We start from the raw sequence: 21,654 nt of genomic DNA on the forward strand, positions 1-21,654 counted from the left end.
ATTCGGTGCTAGTCTACAACGACGTTGCCCGACCGGTTGGTGGAAGGCGAAGACGTTCATCGCGTGAGGATCTTGGCCCTGGCAGTTCAGACATACGGCGTGGCGATGCGGCCCGTCGCCGGGCACGAAGCAAATTCCATGCATCGCGGCGCGGTATGCCGCCGCGAAGCGCTCCCGCTCGCCCTCCGCGGCGTCCGTCCGGCGGGCGCGGCCGCCCGATGAAGGTCTTTCAGTGCCAGGCCTGCGACCAGCCGGTGAGCTTCGAGAGCACGGAATGCGACAGCTGCCAGCGGCAGCTCGGCTATGTCTGCCAGTCGCATGAGATGTCGGCCCTCGAACCCTCCGGTTCGGTCTGGCATGCCTATGCCGACCCGGCCCGGAAATACCGCTTCTGCGCGAATGCCGATTACCATGCGTGCAACTGGCTGGTGCCGGAGGACAGCGCGGACCGCTACTGTACCTCCTGCCGGCACAACCGCGTTGTCCCGGACCTGACCCTCGACTGGAACCTCACCCGCTGGCGCCAGATCGAGGCGGCCAAGCACCGGTTGTTCTACTCGCTCCTGCGTCTGGACCTGCCCCTGATGACGCGGGAGGAGAACCCGGCCACGGGCCTCGCCTTCGATTTCCTGGTCGATCCGGCCGAGAACTACAGCGTCGGCCCGCCCGTCCTCACCGGGCATCGCAGCGGTCTCATCACCCTCAATATCGCCGAGGCCGACGACGTCGAGCGCGAACGCCGCCGGATGCTGTTCGGCGAGTATTACCGCACCCTGCTCGGGCATTTCCGCCACGAGATCGGGCATTATTTCTGGAACGTCCTGGTCCGCTACGACCCGAGCATCTGGGCGTTCCGCGACCTGTTCGGCGACGAGCGCGCCAGCTACGGCATGGCCCTGCAGCGCTACTATGCCCAGGGCGCGCCGCCGGACTGGCAGGAATCCTATGTCAGCGCCTACGCCACCAGCCACCCGTGGGAGGATTTCGCCGAGACCTGGGCGCATTACCTCCACATCGTCGACACGGTGGAGACGGCGAGCGCCTTCGAGCTTCAACTGCGGCCCCGCCTGCGCAGCAGCGCGCCGGAGCCCGTGGTGATCGATTTCGATCCGTATCAATCCCCCGACCTCGACCGGCTGGTCTCGGTCTGGCTGCCGCTGACCTACGCGGTGAATTCCCTCAGCCGCAGCATGGGTCAGCCGGCGCTGTATCCCTTCAAGCTGACCCCGGCCGTCATCGCCAAGCTCGCCTTCGTCCATGACCGGGTCGACGCCGTCCGTTCGGCCACGGGGTACCAGGCCGATTCCGACGTCCTGAAGGCCGTCATCACCGGCCTGCGCCAGCGCGTGGCCCCTCCGAACGTTTGATGCCCGCCTCGCCCGGCCTACGGCTCCAGCGAACTCTCCGGCTCCGGCTTGGGAAGCCGGCGCGGGCGTCCGTCGTCGTCGATGGCCACGAAGGTGAAGGTGGCCTCGGTCACCTTCTCGCGCAGCTTGGTGCGGAAGCGGCGCGCCCAGGCCTCGACCTGGATCTTCATGGAGGTGCGGCCGACACTCTCGACCCGGGTGTAGACGCAGAGCACGTCGCCCACCCGTACCGGACGGATGAAGGTCATCGCATCGACCGCCACCGTGACCACACGGCCCTGCGCCTGGTCGACGCCGGCGATGCCCCCGGCCTGGTCCATCTGCGACATCACCCAGCCGCCGAAGATGTCGCCGTTGGCGTTGGTGTCGGCCGGCATCGCGATGGTGCGCACCGTGAGGTCCCCACGCGGGTCGCTGGTCTCGGCCATTGCGGTCTCCACCCATCATCGTTGCGGAGCCTTCATTCGTCCGAGGCCCGGCTTGATCTCCTGCATCGGCCGACAAGGGGCGTCAGGTCAAGAAAAAGCCCGGCCGTCCCGAAGGGGACGACCGGGCCTCGAAACCGGCAGGCGTGGACGACGACTCAGTAGTAGAAGCGACGCGGGCCGTAGAACCGGCGCGGGGCGTAATACGGGCGACGGTAGAACGGACGCGGAGCGAAGTACGGACGACGGTAATACGGGCGGGCGTAATAGGGGCGACGGTAGAACGGACGACGGTAATACGGCCGGCGGTAGTAATACTGCGCCTTCTCGGCGACGGCCGGTGCGGCCTCGCTCTGAAGAGCGGAAACCGGGCCGATGGGCGCGGCCGAAGCGCCCTGGGGGGCCAAGGCGGCGAAGCCCAGGGCCAGCAATGCGGCCAGAAGGAGTTTCCTCAACACGTTCATGACTCCTCGGATGATCGAACGACGGTGATGATATGACGGCATGCGCGGGAAAGCATGCTTGGCCGTCATCCGAACGCACGGAACCGGCAAACCGTTTCATGCCCCCTGCCGGCAAGCTTAACGGTTAGCCTTGTGGCGAACGGCCTTCGCTCAAGCAGCGCTGCGTGGACCGGTCAGGCGATCTTCAACGTCATGTCGACCACGCTGGCCTCGGCCGAGCCCTTCACCAGGGTGATGCCGTGCTCGCAATCTTCCCGTCGGGCATAGCCCTCAGCCGAGTCGGCGATGACGTTGCCGTTCGTGACGCGGAGGCGCCAGCGCCACTCGCCACCCGAATCCCGGTAGAGTTCGAAACGCATATCCACGCTCCCTCGCGGCGATCACCGCCATAGCGTCAGATGGCGCGGGATCGTGCGTCGGCAATGCCCGTCCCGGCGGCGGGCCCGGACACGACAACGCCGCCCCGGACGATCCGGGGCGGCGTCAGGCCGGGAGAACCCGACCTTTAGAGCTTGGGTGAGATCAGGAACGCGGGAAGCGATCGAGCCAGCCGATGGCACGGCCTTCGCCGCCGGCATTGCCGCCGCCACCGCTGCGCGGGCGCTCGCCCTGGCGCGGAGCGCGGTTGTCGCCGCGCTGGTCGGGACGGGGGCCACGGCCCTGTCCGTCCGACGGACGATCGCCGCGGCCCTCCTGGGGACGACCCGAACGGGCCTGCCCGGCGGGCTGGCCACCGCGACCGCCGCCCGGACGGGCACCGGCGCCGGGACGACCGCCACCGGGACGCTGGCCCTGGCGCTGGCCGGGACGCTGGCCCTGGGGCGCCGGACGGCGCTCCTCGGCCTGGGCGGCCTCGGCGGCTTCCTGGCGGGTCGGCGGGTTGAAGCCCTCGGGGAAGGCGCCGACGGGGATCTTCTGGCGCGTGGTGCGCTCGATGTCCCGCAGGTAGGCCTTCTCCTCGTCGTTGCAGAACGAGATGGCGAGCCCGTTCGCCCCGGCGCGCGCGGTGCGGCCGATGCGGTGGACGTAGCTCTCGGGCACGTTGGGCAGGTCGTAGTTGATGACGTGGCTCACCGCCTCGACATCGATGCCGCGGGCGGCGATGTCGGTGGCGACCAGCACCCGGCAGGACCCGTCCTTGAACGCGGCGAGAGCGCGCTCGCGCTGCGGCTGGGACTTGTTGCCGTGGATGGCGGAGGCGTTGATCCCGACCTTCTCCAGGCCGCGCACCACGCGGTCGGCGCCGTGCTTGGTCCGCGTGAAGACGAGCACGCGCTCGATCTTCGGGTCGCGCAGGATGTGGTTGAGCAGGGCCTGCTTCGCGCCGGTATGGGCGAAGATGACTTCCTGGGTGACGCGCTCGGCGGTGGTCGCCACGGGGGTGACGGCGACCTGCACCGGGTCGCGGAGATACTGGTCGGCGAGGCCCGCGATGTTCTTCGGCATGGTGGCCGAGAAGAACAGGCTCTGGCGCTCCTTCGGCAGCATCTTCACGATGCGCTTGAGGGCGTGGATGAAGCCGAGGTCGAGCATCTGGTCGGCCTCGTCGAGGACGAGGATCTCGACGGCTTCGAGGGTCAGCGAGCGGCGCTCGATGAGGTCCATGAGGCGGCCCGGCGTGGCGACGAGGATGTCGACGCCGTTGGCGAGCGCCTTCTCCTGGCGGGAGATGGTGACGCCGCCGAACACCACGGTGTTGGTGAACGACAGGTATTTCCCATAGTCGGAAAAGCTCTCGGCGATCTGGTTGGCGAGCTCGCGGGTGGGCGAGAGCACCAGCACGCGGCAGCCGCGGCGGATGGCCTTGCGCGGGTTCTGGGCGAGGCGGTGCAGGATCGGCAGCGCGAAGGCCGCGGTCTTGCCGGTGCCGGTCTGGGCGATGCCGCAGAGGTCGCGGCCTTCCATGGCGGGGCGGAGGGCCTGGGCCTGAATTGGGGTCGGGGTCTTATAGCCGGCCTCATCCAGGGCGCGCAGCACGGGCTCTGCGAGGCCGAAATCGGTGAATTGGGTCAAGGGTAGACTTTCAGGCAGCGGGACCGGCCGGACACCACCGAAACGATGGCCGTCTTGTCGAAGGGGCTGGTCCGTTGAGCTGGAGGCCGCCCGCGTGATGGGGCGATCCGGGTGCATGCACGTTGAAGAGAGGGGCTCAGGTCGCTTGGGCCGCGCTGACGCGCAATCGGCGATCCGTCACGCAGCCCTCTCAAGCGAACCTGTCACGGCCGCTGACGCTGCAACTGCGATATGCGCTTTCGCGCCTGCGAAGTCAACGTGGTGCCCGAGCCATTCGCCGGGCGCGGGGGTTACCACCCGTATCGCGCCATCTGAGCGAGCTTGGCCTGGACCGCCTTCTCGTCGCGGCCGAGGGCGGCGAGGCTCTGGGACAGGCTGTAGCAGGTGCCGCAGAACGGGAGCTGGACGAGGGGCATCGATTCGGCGCGGAACCGGGATACGGAGCCGATCAGGCAGGCGATGACCACCTCGTCCGGGGGCGTGCCGACGCAATCGCCGCGCGGGCTGCCGAACAGGGCGCGGTTCGGATAGGCGAGGGCCAGGGTGGTGCCGCCCCGCCGGTCGGGAGCCGGAGGCACGGTGTAGCTGCGCACGAACAGGCCGGCGAACAGCAGCATCGCGCCGAGGGGCGCGAGGAGGCGCATGGTCAGGCGGTCTCGTCGAAGCGGGTCCGGTGGAACACCTCCGTCCCGGCCCCGTCGATGACGCGCACCGCCTCGGCCGGTCCGCCGGAGCGCTGCGGCGCCCGTGCCCGCGCGAACAGAAGGAGCGCGCGCTCCGTGGCGCTTTCCGCCCCGCTCGCGCGGATCGACAGGCGCTGGCGCACGCGGTCCTCGCCCTCGTCGTCGGAGCCGAGGATCTCGATGTGGAACGTCTCGCGCGGAGTCACGATCGGGCGGCCTCCGGATGACGTCTGTGGCGATGGCTGGTCATTCCGGGGAGCTTTCGCCTCAACGTGGCGCCTGTGCAAGATGGGGAGTGCGCAAGGTGCCGCCCCGGCGAGCCGGCGACTGTGCAAGCCGGGGGCGGATGTGGTTGAGTGGCGCCGACCTCCTTATGATCGGACAGAGCAGACATGGCGCCTTCGCATTTCGTCACGACCGGCTGGCTCAAGGAGCGTCTCGGCGCGCCGGGCATCATCGTGCTCGATGCGTCGTGGTACCTGCCCGCCCAGGGGCGCGATGCCGCAGCCGAATACGAGGCCGCCCATATCCCCGGCGCGATCCGCTTCGACATCGACGCCATGAGCGACGAGACCTCGCCCCTGCCGCACATGCTGCCCCGGCCGGAGGTCTTCGCCTCGCGCATGCGCGAGCTCGGCATCGGCGACGGCATGCACATCGTCGTCTATGACGGGATGGGCCTGTTCTCCGCGCCCCGCGTCTGGTGGATGCTGCGCACCTTCGGCGTGCGCGACGTGCAGATCCTGGAGGGCGGCTTTCCCGCCTGGCTGGCCGCTGGCGGTCCCACCGAGGATGGCGACGGTCCCCGCCGCGACCGGCGCCACTTCTCCGCGCGCCTCGACCACGGGGCCGTGGCCGATGCCGCCGACGTGGCCCGCGCCCTCGAGACCGGCTCGGCCCAGGTGGTCGATGCCCGCTCCGCCCCGCGTTTTCGCGGCGAGGAGGCCGAGCCGCGCCCCGGCGTGCGCCCCGGCCACATGCCGGGCGCGCGCAACGTCCATTACTCCGCGCTCCAGGCCGACGGCCGGCTGAAGGATGCGGATGCCCTGCGCAAGGTCTTCGCCGATGCCGGCGTCGATCCGGCCAGACCCGTGGTCACCACCTGCGGCTCGGGCGTGACGGCCGCCATCGTCGCCCTGGCCCTCGAGACCCTCGGTCATCCCCCCCGCGCGCTCTATGACGGCTCCTGGTCCGAATGGGGCGTCGACCCCGCGCGGCCCGTCGCCACGGGACCGGCCTGAGGCGGCGAACGACCGAGCCCGCACGCGCGTGGCCCAAGACGAATCGAGCATTGACGGAGCGAGCGAGGAACGAACGGCTATCGCCGTCCCGTCCCCAGACGCCGCGCCGGCGCGGCAGCGCTCCGACGGGCGCGTCGGCGTGCGCGTCGTCCGGCACGGAATCGGCACGCATGTGGCCGACCTGTCCGAGGCCGGGCCGCTGCGCCTGCGGCTTCCGCGCCACGCCGCGGGGGCCTGCGAGGCGGTCCTCCTCAACACGGCGGGCGGTATCGCCTGCGGCGACGGGTTCCGGGTCGAGGCGGAGGTGGGCGCGGGCGCCCATCTCGTCCTCACCACCACTGCCGCCGAGAAGATCTACAAATCCGACGGTCCCTCAAGTCACGTGGGCACCCGGGCGGTGCTCGCCGAGGGGGCACGCCTCGACTGGCTGCCGCAGGAGACCATCCTGTTCGACCGGGCGCGGCTGGAGCGGCGGTTCGAGGCCGATCTCGCCCCGGATGCGCGCCTGCTCGCTTTCGAGGCCGTCGTCTTCGGGCGCACCGCCCGGCACGAGCGGCTGGATTCCGGCCTGTTCCGGGATGCGTGGCGCATCCGCCGGGGCGGGCGTCTGGCCTATGCCGAATCCCTCGCCTTCGACGGTCCTATCACGGCCCTGCTGGAGCGGACCGCCCTCGGCGGCGGCGCCCGGGCCATGGCGACCCTCCTCGACGTCTCGCCCGATGCCGAGGCGCGGCTGGAGGCGTTCCGCAGTCACGTGGACGCGCTCGCGTCACCGGGGGTCGACATCGCCGCCAGTGCCTGGAACGGGCACCTCGTTGCCCGATTCCTGAGCGCCGCCCCCGATGCCCTGCGGGCGATGGCCGCGCGCCTCCTCGTAGCCTACCGCGGCATGCCGATGCCGCGGGTCTGGCAGAGTTAGGGAGGAGCGGGGGCTTCCCGTTCGCGCCGTGGGTGCTGGAGGCCGCCTTCGAGGCCGCTTCGCGGCGCCTGAGGATGAGGTGGATGAGTGGGAAGAGGAAAGTGTCGGCCCCGGTCAACCCATTCTCATCCCACCAGAATCCTCATCCTGAGGCGCCGGAGCGAAGCGGAGGCCTCGAAGGAGGGCTCCAGTGAGCGCCGAGCGCCATGGACGCCTCCTCCGAGGCCCGCTGACGCGGGCACCTCGGGTTGCGGTGGTCGGGTGGAAGAAGAGCCGGTCTCATCCGAACCAAACGCTCGGCCGTCGAACCCTACGCCGCCGACCGCTTCTCCACGATCGTGGTCTCGATGAGCGTGTCCGGCTCGTAGAGCCAGCGCGCCATGGCGCCCGCCATGACCGCACCGAGGATCGGCGCCAGCCAGAACAGCCAGAGCTGCCCCATCGCCTCCGCGCCCGCGAACAGGGCCGGGCCGCTGCTGCGCGCCGGGTTGACGGAAGTGTTGGTGATCGGAATGGAGATCAGGTGGATCAGGACCAGGGCGAACCCGATGGGAATGCCGGCGAACCCGGTGGCCGCGCCCTTCGAGGTCGTTCCGATGATGATGAACAGGAAGAAGAAGGTCGCCAGGGCTTCCACGAGGAAGCAGGAGAGCAATCCGTACTTGCCCGGGCTGAGGTCGCCGTAACCGTTCGAGGCGAAACCGCCCGGCACCCATCCGGCCTTGCCGGAGGCGATGAGATAGAGCACGCCCGCGCCGAACACCGCTCCGACCACCTGCGCCACGATATAGGGGATCACGTGATGGTCGGCGCAGCGTCCGGCCGACCACAGGCCGAGGGTGACGGCCGGGTTGAAATGGCCGCCCGAGATATGCCCCACCGCATAGGCCATGGTCAGCACCGTGAGCCCGAAGGCGAGGGCCACGCCGAGAAAGCCGATGCCGAGGGCGGGGTAGGACGCGGAGACGATGGCCGCGCCGCAGCCTCCGAAGGTGAGCCAGAACGTTCCGAAAAACTCGGCTGTCGATCGCCGGATCGTGTCATGCGTCATGGCAGCCCCGCTCGAATGCAGGATGAATTCTCATGTATTCGAACCACGAGAATCGGCTTTATCCTTGGTCTTGACGCGCAGAACCTAGATTTCGCCCCAACCCCTGGCAATCGCTCATTGGGCGTATCCGATCAGTCTGGCGGATCGGCGACGCCGTTATTGCGTAGGTTGCTTACCGCCCGAAGGCCGCGCCGGGGGAGCGGCTCATGGACTTGCCCGGCCGACATCGCTATGGGCGGCGACGGCCGACGGGACGGCCGAGGGGAGACCGGACCGTGGTCGAGACACATGCCGCCGCGCGCGAGGCGATCCTCGCCTTCATCGCCGGCCGCAATCCTGGCCTCGCGCCGGGTGCGGTGACCGGGTCGACCTCCCTCGTCACCAGCGATGCCCTCGATTCCATCGGCGTGCTCGACCTGATGATGGAGCTCGGCGACCGGTTCGGATTCGAGATCGAGGAGGACGCCTTCGCGCTCGCGCATTTCGAGAGCGTCGACGCCCTGGCCGCCTTCGTCGAGGCCAAGCGGGCCGGGGCGCAACCCTGAGCGGGTTCGAGGACGCAAAACCGGTGACCCCTTTTGCCGAACCCGCTTAGCACCATGCCGGCGCCCGCCCTGCTGCACGATCTCCTCGACGGTCCGGCCTGCGCATCCGAGCGGATCGCCCTGGTCCGCGGCGACGAACGGCTGAGCTATGGCGGGTTGCGGGCCGAGGTCGAGCGGCTGGCGCGGAGGCTGCGCGAGGCGGGCGCCGAACCCGGCGACCGGATCGCAATCCTGCTGCCGAAATCGCTTCCCGAATGCGTGGCGATCTTCGCCGTCAGCCGGGTCGGGGCGGTGTTCGTGCCGATCCATCCGAGCCTGCGCCCGCGTCAGGTCCGGCATATCCTCGCCGATTGCGGGGCGCGGTTCCTCGTCACCGACGCCACCCTGCTCGCCGCCCTCGACCCTCCCCCCATAACCCCCTCAGCGGGATACGGCATTCACACATCTCGCGGGCCGCACGGGTCCCCTCTCCTGGAAGGAGAGGGACAGGGTGAGGTGTGTGACCTCTCCGGAGCTGGACCACACCTCACCCCAACCCTCTCCTTTCAGGAGAGCGAGCACGTCGCGACTGTCGAACCCTCTCGGAGAGAGGGAACAGCGATCGAGCAGATGGGTGAATCCAGTAACTCTGCGGGGGGAGGGCTCGCCGCGTCGCTGATCGTCAGCCTCGCCCCCGACACTCTCACCGCTCCGCCGCCCGGCCTCGCGGCGATCCTCTACACGTCCGGCTCCACCGGGCTGCCGAAGGGCGTGATGCTGAGCCACGCCAATCTCCTGGCCGGCACGCGGATTGTGCGCAGCTATCTCGCCATCGCGCCCGAGGACCGCATCCTGTCGGTCCTGCCGTTCTCGTTCGATTACGGGCTCAACCAGCTCCTCACGAGCGTCGAGCAGGGTGCCTGTCTCGTGCTCCTTGAGTTCCGCTTCGGCGACGAGGTGGTGCGGGCCATCGAGCAGCACCGGATCACGATCCTGGCCGGTGTCCCGACCCTCTGGACCCTGCTGACCCGCGCGGCGCCGAGGCTCGGCAAGGCGGATCTGGCGAGCCTGCGCATCCTCACCAATTCGGGCGGCGCGGTGCCGCAGGAGACCGTGGCGCGCCTGCGCCGGGCGCTCCCGCACACCGATATCGTGCTGATGTACGGCCTCACCGAGGCCTTCCGCTCCACCTACCTGCCTCCGGGCGAGATCGACGCGCGGCCGGGCTCCATGGGCCGCGCCATCCCCGAGACCGAGATCTTCGCCGTGGATGCCGACGGACAGCGGACCCGGCCCGGCGAGCCCGGAATCCTCCACCATCGCGGCCCCACCGTGTCCCTCGGCTACTGGAACCGGCCGGAGGATACGGCACGCGTCCTGGTGCCGGACCCGCGTTTCCCGCAGGACGGCACACTCGTGTGCCGCTCCGGCGACCTCGTGGTGGAGGACGAGGACGGCTATTTCCGCTTCCTCGGCCGCGAGGATGCGATGATCAAGAGCGCCGGCTTCCGCGTGAGCCCCACCGAGGTGGAGGAGGCGATGATGGAGACCGGCGCGTTCCGGGCGGTGGCGGTGATCGGTCTGGCGGATGCCGGCCTCGGCCAGCGCATCCACGCCGTCGCCGTGCCGGCCGGGAGCGGCCCCGCTCCGGAGGAGGTCCTGCAGGCCGTGCGGCGGACGCTGCCTCCGCACATGGTTCCCCGCGCCGTCGAGACCGTCCCGGCCCTGCCCACGACGCCCAACGGCAAGGTCGATTACAAGCGCCTGGTGGCGGAACGGACGAGCTATGTCTGACCCGATCGGCGACAGCCTCGCGGACCGCCTCGTCGCCGCCAACTTTTCGCGACGCGACGGCGTGCTCCATGTGGGCGGCCTCGATCTTCGCGGCCTCGCCGAGACCCACGGCACGCCGTTCTTCGTCTACGACGCCGACCTCCTTCGGCACGCCTATCGCGACCTCGCGCGGGCGGTCGCCGGCTTCGCGGTGGTGGATTACTCGGTGAAGGCCAACCCGGCCCCCGCAATCATCCGTGTCTTCCGCGACGAGGGGGCGGGGGCGGAGATCGCGTCGGCTGCGGAATTCGCCGCGTCCTGGGCGGCCGGTGTCGATCCGCGCCACATCCTGTTCGCCGGGCCGGGCAAGAGCGACGCCGACATCGAGGCCACCGTCGCCGGCGGGATCGGCGAGATCCATCTGGAGAACAGCGAGGAGATGAGGCGCGTGGCCGAGGCCGCGGAGCGCCACGGCACCGTCCAGCGGGTGGCGATCCGGATCAATCCGGGGCCCGACGCGCAGGGGGGCGCCATGCGGATGGGCGGCAAGCCCTCGCCCTTCGGCTTCGACGAGGAGGAACTCGAGGCCATCGTCGACGCGGTGGAGGCAGAGCCCCGCCTGCACCTGTCGGGCATCCACCTCTTTGCCGGGACGCAAGGGCTCGTCGCCGCGACCCTCCTGTCGCAATGGGCCTACGGCCTGTCCCTGGCGGAGCGGGTGGCCGACCGGATAGCGCGCCCGCTGGAGACGATCGACCTCGGCGGCGGCCTCGGCATCCCCTATTTCTCCACCGACACCGCCCTCGACCTCGACGCCATCCGCGATGGAATGCCGGCGCTCATCGCCCGTGTGAGGTCGGATCCCCGCCTCAGGGAGGCGCGGATCGTGCTCGAACCCGGACGGTTCCTCGCCGGGCCGGCGGGCCTCTACGTGGCGCGGGTGAGGGCGGTGAAACTCTCGCGGGGCAGCCGCTTCGTCATCACCGACGGGGGCATGCACCACCATCTCGCGGCGTCCGGCAATCTCGGGCAGGTGGTCAAACGCGATTACCCCGTGACGAGCGTGGTGGACCGGGGCGGCCTGCGTTCGCCCTGCGCCGTCGTCGGCCCGCTCTGCACGCCCCTCGACATGCTCGCCCGCGCGACGCCCCTGCCGGACCTCGCGGCGGGCGACCTCGTGGCGGTCCTGCAATCGGGCGCCTATGGGCTGACGGCGAGCCCCACCGGCTTTCTCAGCCATCCGCGACCGGCGGAGCTCCTGGTGGATGGGGGCACGGCGCGCGAATGCGGCTCGGCAGTTCGGCCGGCGGATTGACGATGCGGTAAACTCTCCCCGGACCACGCGATCGCTGCAGGGCGACCGAGTTTTGCAACGGAACGGAAACCCTCGCAGCGTTAGAATCCGCGGCGTTCGAACGCGATGCGGGAGGTGACCGATTGAGACGCGGTCTCGCCGTCAGGCAGAAATCGACCAAGCTCGAGTTCCTCAAGCACATCGTGGCCAGCACGCAGACGGGCCCGGACGTCTTCTCGACCGTCATGACGAGCGACGACTATGCGCGCGACCACGTCCAGATGATCTGCGAATCGCTTCAGCTCGGCCTGACCCGCCTGCATCGGGACCAGGACGGATACGGCTACGAGGTGCGCATCACCCGCGCCGGCAAGCTCCTGGCGTTCGGCGAAATCGAGGCGGCGGCGGCCGTGCTCGATTCCGGCAGGGGGATCACGCGTCTCGCCGGTGACCCACCGGAGGGCGCCCTCGGCACGCTCCTGGCTCCCGGCAGCAAGGGCATATCCCTCTACGGGATCGCCGCCCGGCAACACGCCCCCGAGATGATCCGCGGCGTCGCCACCGGCCACCTCTCCGTCGCGGATGGCGTCATCCAGGCATCCCCGCTCCTTACAAGGTCGACCGGATTGGGCGGATGGGGGGAGATCGGCGGGCTCGCCCGTCCCTCGCGCGAACGCGAGACGACCTTGTCGCTGCCGTCGAGCCGTTCGACGCGGCATGTCTCGGCGCGAAAACCCTAAGCGGGTTTAGCAGACGTGGTGCCCGGTTCTGCGATAGAAAACTGCGACACATCGAGGAGCCAAGCCGCCTGAAGCGTTGGCGTGCCAACGCGAACCTGCTCAGGGCCTCGTTCCGCTCAGCCCTTGCGCTCCGTGAAGTCGCGAAATGCCTCGAGGGTCTCGGCGCTGACGTGATGCTCGATCCCCTCCGCGTCGCGCCGCGCGGTCTCGGCGCTCACGCCAAGGGCGCAGAGAAAGTGCTCGACGATGCGATGGCGCTCGCGACTCTGGGCCGCGAGCATGCGCCCGCTCTCGGTCAGGAAGACCCCGCGATAGGGGCGCTGCTGCACGAGGCCGTCCTCGGCCAGGCGCTTCAGCATCTTCGCGACGGTGGGCTGGGCGACGCCGAGGCGCGCGGCGATATCCACCTGCCGCGCCTCGCCGCCATCGCCGATAAGGTCGGCGATCAGTTCCACATAATCTTCCACGAGTTCGAGGCGGCGCGCCTCGCGGGCCTGACGGAAGCTCTCCACATGGACGTCCGGATCGACCAGCGGGGCGTCGGGCATGGATCGCGACGAATCCTGCATGATGCCGGGCACCCCTTGCTTCATCGGTGTCACGGACACGGACCATTCCGTTCCCGAGCCGTGTTTAGCCAAGGCCGGCCCCCGAGGGGAGCCCTAAACCGGGCCGTGATGCGCCCACGCGCAGGTGAGCGACGAATTCCCGGGCGAAAACCGGCAGCGCTTCGAGGGATCGCAGGCAGATGGTGAGGTCGCGTGCCGCCCATGGGTCGAGGAGCGGGACGATATCGAGGCCCATCGAGCGCGCGGCGCGCCGGGCGGTGGTTTCGGGGACGATCCCGAGCCCGACGCCGCATTCCACCAGCCGGCACACCGCATCGAAGCCGCGCAGCTGGACCCGCAGCCGCATGAGCGGCCGCCCGGTGCGCATGGCCTTGTCGGCGAGGAAGCGGGTGATGGCGCTCGCCCGATCGAGGCCGACGAGGTCGTAATCCAGCACATCGGCGAACAGCACGCCGTCCCGCTCCCCCAGCGGATGGCCGGAGGGTAGCACCGCCACGAACCTGTCCTGGCGGAACGGATGGGTTTCCAGGGTGCCGGTATCCACCGTGCCGGAGACGATGCCGAGATCGGCGGCTCCCTCCGCCACGAGACCGACGATCTCGTCCGAGGTCCGCTCGACGATATCGACGCTGACGCCGGTATGGAGGGCGAGATAGGCGCTCAGGGCTTCCGGCAGGAATTCGGTCAACGCGTGGGTGTTCGACAGGACCTTGATCTGGCCGATCGCGCCGCCCGCATAGGCGGCGAGGTCACCCTGCATCCGGTCGACGCCCTCCAGCAGGGAACGGGCATGGGCGAGGAGCGCCCGCCCGGCCGGCGTCAGGACAACACCCTGGCGGCTCCGGCTGAGGAGGGCCGCCCCGAGGGACACCTCCATCGCCCGGATTCGGCTCGACGCCGCGGCGAGTGCCAGGTTGGCGCGCGCCGCCCCATGCGTGATCGACCCCGCCTCGGCCACGTGGCGGAACAGGCCGAGATCGACGAGGTCGAACCGCATCATCGGGCGGGGATGGGGCAGGCGGGCTTTGGAAAAGAGACCGGCATCGGCAACACATCCTTAACCCTGTGGCGCGATCCTCGGGACATGGTTGTCCGTCGTCGCGTCCGTTCCGTCCTCATGCCGCTCGGCCTCTACGCCGTGTCCGCGCTCGTGGTCGGCTATTTCGTGCATCAGGCCGAGAGCGGCAATCGCGGCTTGGAGGCCAAGCGCGCTCTGAAAATTCAGGCCTACGGTCTGAAGCAGGAACTCACGGCCGCCAAGGCCGACCGGGCGATCTGGGAGCACCGGGTGGCGCTCCTGCGCAGCGAGCAGATCGACCGGGATCTCCTGGAGGAACGCGCCCGCATCGTCCTCGGCCGCGTCCACGCGAACGATGTCGTCATCATCAATCCCTGATCGTACCCCGATCGTGTTTGTCCCGCCGTATTCTGCCTGACAACTCGGTCGATCTGTCGACGGGACGGCCTCGCTTTCCGCAAAACCCTGTCCTAGAAACGGTTCCAGAAAAGCCGTTCACGGGAGGAAAGCCGATGGATGCCGCCAACGAAGCGGGTCAGGCGAAAGCCGATTCGGCCAAAGGTTCGGCTCAGTTGGGAACGGGGGGCGGAGACGCCCCGACGCATGCTCCCGCACCGAACACGCCCCAGTTCACCCGGGAGGAAGACCTCCACGCCTATCACGAGATGCTGCTGATCCGGCGTTTCGAGGAGAAGGCCGGCCAGCTCTACGGCATGGGCCTCATCGGCGGGTTCTGCCACCTCTATATCGGCCAGGAAGCGGTCGTCATCGGCATGCAGATGGCCTCGGTCGAGGGCGACCAGACCATCACCGGGTACCGCGACCACGGCCACATGCTCGCCTGCGGCATGGACCCGAAGGGCGTGATGGCCGAGCTGACCGGCCGGCGCGGCGGGTATTCCCGCGGCAAGGGCGGCTCGATGCACATGTTCTCAAAGGAGAAGCAGTTCTTCGGCGGCCACGGCATCGTCGGCGCCCAAGTCTCGCTTGGAACCGGCCTCGGTTTCGCCGACGCCTACAAGAAGAACGGTAAGGTCAGCCTGACCTATATGGGTGACGGCGCGGCCAACCAGGGCCAGGTCTACGAGAGCTTCAACATGGCTCAGCTGTGGAAGCTGCCCGTGGTCTACGTGATCGAGAACAACCGCTACGCCATGGGCACGTCGGTGGCCCGCGCTTCGGCGCAGACCGACTTCTCCCGCCGCGGCATCTCCTTCGGCATTCCCGGCGAGCAGGTGGACGGCATGGACGTCCGCACCGTCCGCGAGGCGGCGAGCCGCGCGGTGGAGCATGCCCGCTCCGGCCAGGGCCCCTACATCCTCGAGATGCAGACCTACCGCTATCGCGGCCACTCGATGTCCGATCCGGCGAAATACCGGACCAAGGACGAAGTCTCCAAGATGCGCGACGAGCACGACCCGATCGAGATGGTGCGCAGGCGCCTGATCGAGATGCACGGCGTGCCGGAAGCCGACCTCAAGGCCACCGACGCCAAGGTCCGCGAGACCGTCAACGACGCGGCCGAGTTCGCCACGCACGATCCCGAGCCGGATCCGTCCGAACTCTGGACCGACATCCTGCTGGAAGCCCGCGCTTAAGGTCGACCTCGCGACGCTCCCCCCATCCGGGACATCTCCCGTGCCATGACGGCACGGGAAGAGCCGCAGCGAGGGACCGAGAAGCCGCCGCTTCCTCTCCAGAAGGCCGCCCGCCAACCTACGGATCAAAAACCTCATGGCGACCGACATCCTCATGCCCGCGCTGTCTCCGACGATGGAGGAAGGCAAGCTCGCCAAGTGGCTCAAGAAGGAGGGCGACGCGGTCAAATCCGGCGATGTCCTCGCCGAGATCGAGACCGACAAGGCGACGATGGAAGTCGAGGCCATCGACGAGGGCATCCTCGCCAAGATCCTCATCGAGGAAGGCACAGAGGGCGTGAAGGTCAACACGCCGATCGCCATCATCGCCGGTGAGGGCGAGGACGTGGCCGCGGCGGCAGCGGGTGGCGGTTCGAAGCCGGACGCCTCGGCCCCGGCGCAATCGGCCCCCACCCCGACGATGCAGGCCGAGGGCCAGGCCTCGGCACCGGCCGCCACGGCGAAGTCCGGCGACGACAAGGCGAACGCGCCGGCGGCTCCGGCCGTCATCACCAACAAGTCGCCCGCCCCGGTGATGGACGAGTTCCCCGCCGGCACCGAGATGGTGACCATGACCGTGCGCGAGTCGCTTCGCGACGCCATGGCCGAGGAGATGCGCCGCGAGGATTCGGTCTTCGTGATGGGCGAGGAAGTCGCCGAGTACCAGGGCGCCTATAAGGTGACCCAGGGGCTGCTGCAGGAATTCGGCGCCCGCCGCGTGGTCGACACGCCGATCACCGAGCACGGCTTTGCCGGCATCGCGGCCGGCGCCGCCTTCACCGGCCTGCGCCCCATCGTCGAATTCATGACCTTCAACTTCGCCATGCAGGCGATCGACCACATCATCAACTCGGCGGCCAAGACCCTCTACATGTCCGGCGGCCAGCTCGGCTGTCCCATCGTGTTCCGCGGCCCCAACGGTGCCGCCGCCCGCGTCGGCGCCCAGCACAGCCACGATTACTCGGCCTGGTACTCCAACGTCCCCGGCCTCAAGGTCATCGCCCCCTATACGGCCTCGGACGCCAAGGGCCTGCTCAAGGCCGCGATCCGCGACCCGAACCCGGTGATCTTCCTCGAGAACGAGATCCTCTACGGCCAGACCTTCCCGGTGCCGAAGCTCGACGACTTCGTGCTCCCCATCGGCAAGGCGCGCATCCACCGCACCGGCAAGGACGTGACCATCGTCTCCTTCTCCATCGGCATGACCTACGCGCTGAAGGCGGCGCAGGCGCTCGCCGAAGAGGGCATCGAGGCCGAGGTCATCGACCTGCGCACGCTCCGTCCGATGGATACCGACACGATCGTGGAATCGGTGAAGAAGACCGGCCGCTGCGTCACGGTGGAGGAGGGCTTCCCGCAATCGGGCATCGGCGCCGAGATCATCGCCCGCCTGATGGCCGATGCCTTCGACTTCCTCGACGCTCCCGTCCTGCGGGTCACCGGCAAGGACGTGCCGATGCCCTACGCCGCCAACCTCGAGAAGCTTGCCTTGCCCAACGTCGCCGAGGTGATCCAGGCGGTGAAGGCGGTCTGCTATCGGTGAGCCGGTGGCGATCGCGGACCGACCATCGTCCTAGCCAGGGCCTCATCCTGAGGTGCCCGCGCCCGCGGGCCTCGAAGGAGGGCTCCAGTATCAGCAGTTCGAACGGGAGGGCTCCTTCGAGGCCTCCGCTCCGCTCCGGCACCTCAGGATGAGGCCTCGGATCGGAGTACGGGCTCGGAGGAGTTGAGCACCATGACCGACAAGTTCCAGGAACTCTCCGCTCCCCCCGACGCCCTGAACAATGGCGGCATCGAGGTCGTGCGCGCCAGCGTCGTGGACGGCGCGGTGAGCGTGGCCCTGCGCCGCTCCTTCGACGATCCCTATACCTGGGGCCGCCTTCTCATCGACCTCGCTCGCCAGGCCGCGCGGGTCTACGCGCTGGAGACCGAGATGTCGGAGGAGGAGGCGTTCGAGCGCATCCGCGCCGGCCTCGATTCCGAGAGCTTCGACCCCGACTTGCCGCCCGGCGGCACACTCAACTGACCGCCCCGCCACGCCCATCCGCTGACGATCAGGATTCATAACGATGCCCATCAACGTCCTGATGCCCGCCCTGTCGCCGACGATGGAGAAGGGCAACCTCGCCAAGTGGCTCAAGAAGGAGGGCGACGCGGTCAAATCCGGCGACGTCCTCGCCGAGATCGAGACCGACAAGGCCACGATGGAGGTCGAGGCGATCGACGAGGGCATCCTCGCCAAGATCATCGTAGCCGAGGGCACCGCCGACGTGCCGGTGAACGATCTCATCGCCATCATCGCCTCCGAGGGTGAGGACCCGAAGACCGTCGGGGCCGCAGGCAACGGCGGCGCGGCGGCGGAGGCCCCCAAGGCCGATACTCCCAAAGCAGACGCTTCGAAGAACGATACGCCCGCACTGAACACCACTCCCGGCGACGGCCACAAATCCTACGCGCGTGTCGACGCGGCGCCGGACGGAGCCAAGCCGGACGGCGCTCCCGCCCCCCAGGCCGGGCAGGGCGGCCGCATCGTCGCCTCGCCCCTGGCGCGCCGCATCGCCAAGCTCGAAGGCGTCGACCTCTCCGCCGTCTCTGGTTCCGGTCCGCATGGCCGCGTAATCGAGCGCGACGTGCGTGCCGCCATCGCCAGCGGTTCGGCCAAGGCCGGCGCGCCGAAGGCCACCGCCCCCGCCGCAGCGCTGGCGGCTGCTCCGGCTCCCGCCGCGCCAGCACCCGCACCGAAGGCCGCGGCGCAGGGGCTCACCACCGATCAGGTGCGCGGCTTCTACCAAAAGGGCACGTTCGAGGAGGTGCCCCTCGACGGCATGCGCAAGACCATCGCCAAGCGCCTCACCGAGGCGATGCAGGTGGCCCCGCATTTCTACCTCACGGTGGACTGCGAGCTCGACGCGCTGATGGCCCTGCGCGAACAGCTCAACAAGAGCGCCGGCACTTCAAAGGACGGCAAACCGCTGTTCAAGCTCTCGGTGAACGACTTCGTCATCAAGGCGATGGGCCTGGCGTTGATGCGCGTGCCCGCCGCCAACGCGGTCTGGGCCGAGGACCGGATCTTGCGCTTCAACAACGCCGAGGTCGGCGTGGCGGTGGCCATCGACGGCGGTCTGTTCACCCCAGTGATCCGCAAGGCCGACCAGAAGACGCTCTCCACCATCTCCAACGAGATGAAGGACTTTGCCGGCCGGGCGCGGGCCAAGAAGCTGAAGCCGGAGGAGTACCAGGGCGGCGTCACCTCGGTGTCGAATCTCGGCATGTTCGGCATCAAGCACTTCACGGCGGTGATCAACCCGCCGCAATCCTCGATCCTGGCGGTGGGTGCGGGCGAGAAGCGCGTGGTGGTGAAGGACGGCGCCCCGGCGGTGGTCCAGGTCATGACCGCCACCCTCTCCTGCGACCACCGCGTCCTCGACGGGGCGCTCGGCGCCGAACTGATCTCGGCCTTCAAGAGCCTGATCGAGAACCCGATGGGGATGCTGGTTTGATCGTTGTGGAAGGCTGAACTGGCCCTCCTCCCCCTTGTGGGGAGGAGTTGGAGGTGGGGGTGACTGGGTGACCCACTGCGGAGTCCGGTGGAACCACCCCCACCCTCGATCCCTCCCCACAAGGGGGAGGGAGGTGCGCGAGCTTGGTGGGGTTCACGGGAGGCGACGGCCGATGCCATGGAAGGAACCGCCTCGGCACTCTGTCTCTCCGCGCGCCGCACTGAATGCGAAGAGCCTCCGCCGAACGTCGACAGATGCGGAGAGGCGATTGTGGCGGCACCTGAGGGATCGCCTTCCGATCGAAGGTTCGCATTTCCGTCGTCAGGTTGCACTGGGGCGGTACGTCGCCGATTTTTGCTGCTTGTCGGCACGGTTGATCGTCGAAGTCGATGGCGGGCAGCATAGCCACGACCACGCTGCCGCTTACGATGAGACCCGCACGCTCGCTCTCGAAGATCAAGGTTTCCGCGTTCTCAGATTCACCAATGCCGATGTGATGCAGCGGATCGACACCGTCCTCGACACGGTCTTCGCCGCCCTCGCCACTGCCTCGTCCGTCGCCCGCCAGTCTGGCGGAACCACCCCCACCCCCGGCCCCTCCCCACAAGGGGGAGGGGAGTAGGAGCGCGCCATGTCCAACACCTACGACATCCTCGTCATCGGCGCCGGCCCCGGGGGCTACGTCGCCGCGATCCGGGCGGCGCAGCTCGGGTTCAAGACCGCGGTGGTGGACCGCGAGCATCTCGGCGGCATCTGCCTGAACTGGGGCTGCATCCCGACGAAGGCGCTGCTGCGCTCGGCCGAGATCTACCATTACATGCAGCACGCCTCGGATTACGGGCTGTCGGCCGAGAAGGTCGGGTTCGATACAGCCGCCATCGTCAAGCGCTCGCGCGGCGTCTCGACCCGGCTCAACGGCGGCGTCGGCATGCTGCTGAAGAAGAACAAGGTCGACGTGATCTGGGGCGAGGCCGTCATCGAATCGGCCGCCAAGGGTAACGAGCCCGGCAAGGTCACGGTGAAGGAGACGAGCCGCGCCCCCGCGCCGAAGGGCGCGCTCGCCGCTGGCTCCTATTCGGCCAAGCACATCATCGTCGCCACGGGCGCCCGCCCCCGCGCGATCCCCGGCATCGAGCCGGACAAAAAGCAGATCTGGACCTATTACGAAGCCATGGTGCCGGAGACGATGCCGAAGAGCCTGCTCGTGATGGGCTCGGGCGCCATCGGCATCGAGTTCGCCTCGTTCTACCGCACCATGGGCGCCGAGGTGACGGTGATCGAGCTGCTGCCGCAGATCCTGCCGGTGGAGGATGCCGAGATCGCCGGCCTCGCCCGCAAGCGCTTCGAGAAGCAGGGCATCAAGATCCTCACCGGCGCCAAGGTGACGAAGGTGGAGAAGGCGGCCGATTCCGTCACCGCCACCGTCGAGACGACGGACGGCAAGAGCCAGCAGTTGACGGCGGAGAAGCTCATCTCGGCGGTGGGCGTCGTCGGCAACATCGAGAATCTCGGCCTCGAGACGCTCGGCATCGGCATCGAGCGCGGCATCGTCGTTACCGACGGCCTGGGCCGGACCAACGTGCCAGGCATCTACGCCATCGGCGACGTCGCCGGGCCTCCCATGCTGGCCCACAAGGCCGAGCACGAGGGCGTGCTCTGCGTGGAGACGATCAAGGGGCTGCACACCCACGCCATGGACAAGGCCAAGATCCCCGGCTGCACCTATTGCCAGCCGCAGATCGCCAGCGTCGGCCTCACCGAGGCCAAGGCCAAGGAGCAGGGTTTTTCCGTGAAGGTCGGCCGCTTCCCCTTCGCCGGCAACGGCAAGGCCATCGCGCTGGGCGAGCCGGACGGCCTGGTGAAGACGGTGTTCGACGCCAAGACCGGCCAGCTGCTCGGCGCCCACATGGTGGGAGCGGAAGTCACCGAGCTGATCCAGGGCTACGTCGTCGCCATGAATCTCGAGACCACCGAGGAAGACCTGATGCACACGGTCTTCCCGCACCCGACCCTGAGCGAGATGATGCACGAGAGCGTGCTCGACGCCTACGGCAAGGTGATCCACAGCTGAGCCCGGACACCCGTCTCGCGGATGTCCACAGGCTTCTATCGACCCCGTTAAGGATCCGTTAACCCTCGTGGCGTGTTCTGTCTTCGTTCTCAACGCGAGTCGGAGACGGGCCATGCCGAAGACGCTGACCAGGATCAGGAACGAGGGTGAGGCGGCGCCGGGCCTTCACTGCCCGGTGGAGGAGATCGCCCAGGCCTATCTCACCAGCACGGCGGGGGACGCGGAGATCGCCCTCCGCTGCGCCATCACCGACGCGCTGTCCGACCTGATGCAGGCCGAGCGCCGGGCACGCGAGACCAGCCGGTTGATTTCGCGAGGCTATGTCCGTGGTAGTATGGTCGGATGAAATTGATTTCTGCAGAAGG

Annotated in this window: 24 protein-coding genes; 15 read left to right on the forward strand and 9 right to left on the reverse strand. The window is 68.7% G+C overall.

Translation table 11 applies throughout. The features are described from left to right. The first annotated feature begins 218 nt into the window (after positions 1-218). The gene (locus tag ASF26_RS09870; RefSeq protein WP_056253364.1) at positions 219-1,367 is read left to right on the forward strand and encodes a putative zinc-binding peptidase; all 1,149 of its coding nucleotides are present in this window, start codon (positions 219-221) and stop codon (positions 1,365-1,367) included. Between the two features lie 17 nt (positions 1,368-1,384). Here ASF26_RS09870 and yciA read toward each other — a convergent pair whose 3' ends face one another. The 6 genes from yciA to ASF26_RS09900 all read right to left on the reverse strand — a co-directional run bounded on the left by yciA (position 1,385) and on the right by ASF26_RS09900 (position 5,158). Then, entirely contained in the window at positions 1,385-1,795 is a 411-nt protein-coding gene (gene yciA, locus ASF26_RS09875) for an acyl-CoA thioester hydrolase YciA (RefSeq protein ID WP_056252811.1), read from the reverse strand. A gap of 155 nt (positions 1,796-1,950) precedes the next feature. Beyond that, complete coding sequence (locus ASF26_RS09880) at positions 1,951-2,250, reverse strand: hypothetical protein (RefSeq protein WP_056253368.1); 300 nt, start codon at positions 2,248-2,250, stop codon at positions 1,951-1,953. 179 nt (positions 2,251-2,429) lie between these two features. Further along, positions 2,430-2,615, reverse strand: coding sequence for a DUF1508 domain-containing protein (locus ASF26_RS09885; protein WP_018043081.1), 186 nt, complete (start codon positions 2,613-2,615; stop codon positions 2,430-2,432). Between the two features lie 163 nt (positions 2,616-2,778). Beyond that, complete coding sequence (locus tag ASF26_RS09890) at positions 2,779-4,269, reverse strand: DEAD/DEAH box helicase (RefSeq protein ID WP_056252816.1); 1,491 nt, start codon at positions 4,267-4,269, stop codon at positions 2,779-2,781. 290 nt (positions 4,270-4,559) lie between these two features. Next, on the reverse strand, positions 4,560-4,913 hold the full coding sequence (locus ASF26_RS09895; protein WP_056252819.1) for a hypothetical protein: 354 nt from the start codon (positions 4,911-4,913) through the stop codon (positions 4,560-4,562). Positions 4,914-4,915: 2 nt separating this feature from the next. Beyond that, positions 4,916-5,158, reverse strand: a complete 243-nt coding sequence (locus ASF26_RS09900) for a hypothetical protein (RefSeq protein ID WP_027174009.1) — start codon at positions 5,156-5,158, stop codon at positions 4,916-4,918. Between the two features lie 186 nt (positions 5,159-5,344). Here ASF26_RS09900 and sseA point away from each other — a divergent pair, with 186 nt between their 5' ends. Continuing rightward, positions 5,345-6,193 carry a 3-mercaptopyruvate sulfurtransferase gene (gene sseA, locus ASF26_RS09905; RefSeq protein ID WP_056252821.1) on the forward strand — a complete coding sequence of 283 codons (849 nt, stop codon included), beginning with the start codon at positions 5,345-5,347 and terminating at the stop codon, positions 6,191-6,193. A 28-nt stretch (positions 6,194-6,221) separates the two neighbouring features. After that, positions 6,222-7,112: an urease accessory protein UreD gene (locus ASF26_RS09910; protein WP_244475884.1), complete on the forward strand. Its 891-nt coding sequence runs from the start codon at positions 6,222-6,224 to the stop codon at positions 7,110-7,112. Between the two features lie 310 nt (positions 7,113-7,422). Here the strand turns inward: ASF26_RS09910 and aqpZ are convergent, their stop codons facing one another. After that, a complete protein-coding gene (gene aqpZ / locus ASF26_RS09915; RefSeq protein WP_056252823.1) occupies positions 7,423-8,163 on the reverse strand; it encodes an aquaporin Z in 741 nt (246 codons plus the stop codon). Positions 8,164-8,438: 275 nt separating this feature from the next. Here aqpZ and ASF26_RS09920 point away from each other — a divergent pair, with 275 nt between their 5' ends. The 4 genes from ASF26_RS09920 (at position 8,439) to ASF26_RS09935 (ending at position 12,494) form a co-directional block, all read left to right on the forward strand. Continuing rightward, on the forward strand, positions 8,439-8,708 hold the full coding sequence (locus ASF26_RS09920; RefSeq protein WP_056252826.1) for an acyl carrier protein: 270 nt from the start codon (positions 8,439-8,441) through the stop codon (positions 8,706-8,708). 54 nt (positions 8,709-8,762) lie between these two features. Continuing rightward, a complete protein-coding gene (locus ASF26_RS09925) occupies positions 8,763-10,481 on the forward strand; it encodes an AMP-binding protein (RefSeq protein WP_056252829.1) in 1,719 nt (572 codons plus the stop codon). Then, positions 10,474-11,775: a type III PLP-dependent enzyme gene (locus tag ASF26_RS09930; protein WP_056252832.1), complete on the forward strand. Its 1,302-nt coding sequence runs from the start codon at positions 10,474-10,476 to the stop codon at positions 11,773-11,775. Before ASF26_RS09925 ends, ASF26_RS09930 begins: the two co-directional genes overlap by 8 nt. A 122-nt stretch (positions 11,776-11,897) precedes the next feature. Continuing rightward, complete coding sequence (locus ASF26_RS09935) at positions 11,898-12,494, forward strand: hypothetical protein (protein WP_056252835.1); 597 nt, start codon at positions 11,898-11,900, stop codon at positions 12,492-12,494. A gap of 116 nt (positions 12,495-12,610) precedes the next feature. Here the strand turns inward: ASF26_RS09935 and mntR are convergent, their stop codons facing one another. Next, on the reverse strand, positions 12,611-13,042 hold the full coding sequence (gene mntR / locus ASF26_RS09940; RefSeq protein ID WP_238254080.1) for a manganese-binding transcriptional regulator MntR: 432 nt from the start codon (positions 13,040-13,042) through the stop codon (positions 12,611-12,613). 85 nt (positions 13,043-13,127) lie between these two features. Then, positions 13,128-14,063, reverse strand: coding sequence for a LysR substrate-binding domain-containing protein (locus tag ASF26_RS09945; RefSeq protein WP_200925901.1), 936 nt, complete (start codon positions 14,061-14,063; stop codon positions 13,128-13,130). A gap of 84 nt (positions 14,064-14,147) precedes the next feature. Between ASF26_RS09945 and ASF26_RS09950 the strand changes: the two genes are divergently transcribed. The 8 genes from ASF26_RS09950 (at position 14,148) to ASF26_RS09985 (ending at position 21,635) form a co-directional block, all read left to right on the forward strand. Next, complete coding sequence (locus ASF26_RS09950) at positions 14,148-14,459, forward strand: septum formation initiator family protein (protein ID WP_027173998.1); 312 nt, start codon at positions 14,148-14,150, stop codon at positions 14,457-14,459. Positions 14,460-14,593: 134 nt separating this feature from the next. Next, on the forward strand, positions 14,594-15,679 hold the full coding sequence (gene pdhA, locus ASF26_RS09955; protein WP_056252839.1) for a pyruvate dehydrogenase (acetyl-transferring) E1 component subunit alpha: 1,086 nt from the start codon (positions 14,594-14,596) through the stop codon (positions 15,677-15,679). 136 nt (positions 15,680-15,815) lie between these two features. Continuing rightward, positions 15,816-17,261, forward strand: coding sequence for a pyruvate dehydrogenase complex E1 component subunit beta (locus ASF26_RS09960; RefSeq protein ID WP_056252843.1), 1,446 nt, complete (start codon positions 15,816-15,818; stop codon positions 17,259-17,261). Positions 17,262-17,453: 192 nt separating this feature from the next. Then, positions 17,454-17,744: a DUF5076 domain-containing protein gene (locus ASF26_RS09965; RefSeq protein WP_018043098.1), complete on the forward strand. Its 291-nt coding sequence runs from the start codon at positions 17,454-17,456 to the stop codon at positions 17,742-17,744. Between the two features lie 43 nt (positions 17,745-17,787). Then, entirely contained in the window at positions 17,788-19,218 is a 1,431-nt protein-coding gene (locus tag ASF26_RS09970) for a pyruvate dehydrogenase complex dihydrolipoamide acetyltransferase (RefSeq protein ID WP_056252845.1), read from the forward strand. A 172-nt stretch (positions 19,219-19,390) separates the two neighbouring features. Next, a complete protein-coding gene (locus ASF26_RS09975) occupies positions 19,391-19,840 on the forward strand; it encodes a DUF559 domain-containing protein (RefSeq protein WP_082473037.1) in 450 nt (149 codons plus the stop codon). A gap of 9 nt (positions 19,841-19,849) precedes the next feature. Continuing rightward, positions 19,850-21,289, forward strand: a complete 1,440-nt coding sequence (gene lpdA / locus ASF26_RS09980; RefSeq protein ID WP_056252847.1) for a dihydrolipoyl dehydrogenase — start codon at positions 19,850-19,852, stop codon at positions 21,287-21,289. Between the two features lie 112 nt (positions 21,290-21,401). Continuing rightward, on the forward strand, positions 21,402-21,635 hold the full coding sequence (locus ASF26_RS09985; RefSeq protein WP_056252850.1) for a hypothetical protein: 234 nt from the start codon (positions 21,402-21,404) through the stop codon (positions 21,633-21,635). Positions 21,636-21,654 lie beyond the last annotated feature (19 nt).

Origin of the sequence: Methylobacterium sp. Leaf93, assembly GCF_001422345.1 — a bacterium.
Classification (GTDB): Bacteria; Pseudomonadota; Alphaproteobacteria; order Rhizobiales; family Beijerinckiaceae; genus Methylobacterium; species Methylobacterium bullatum.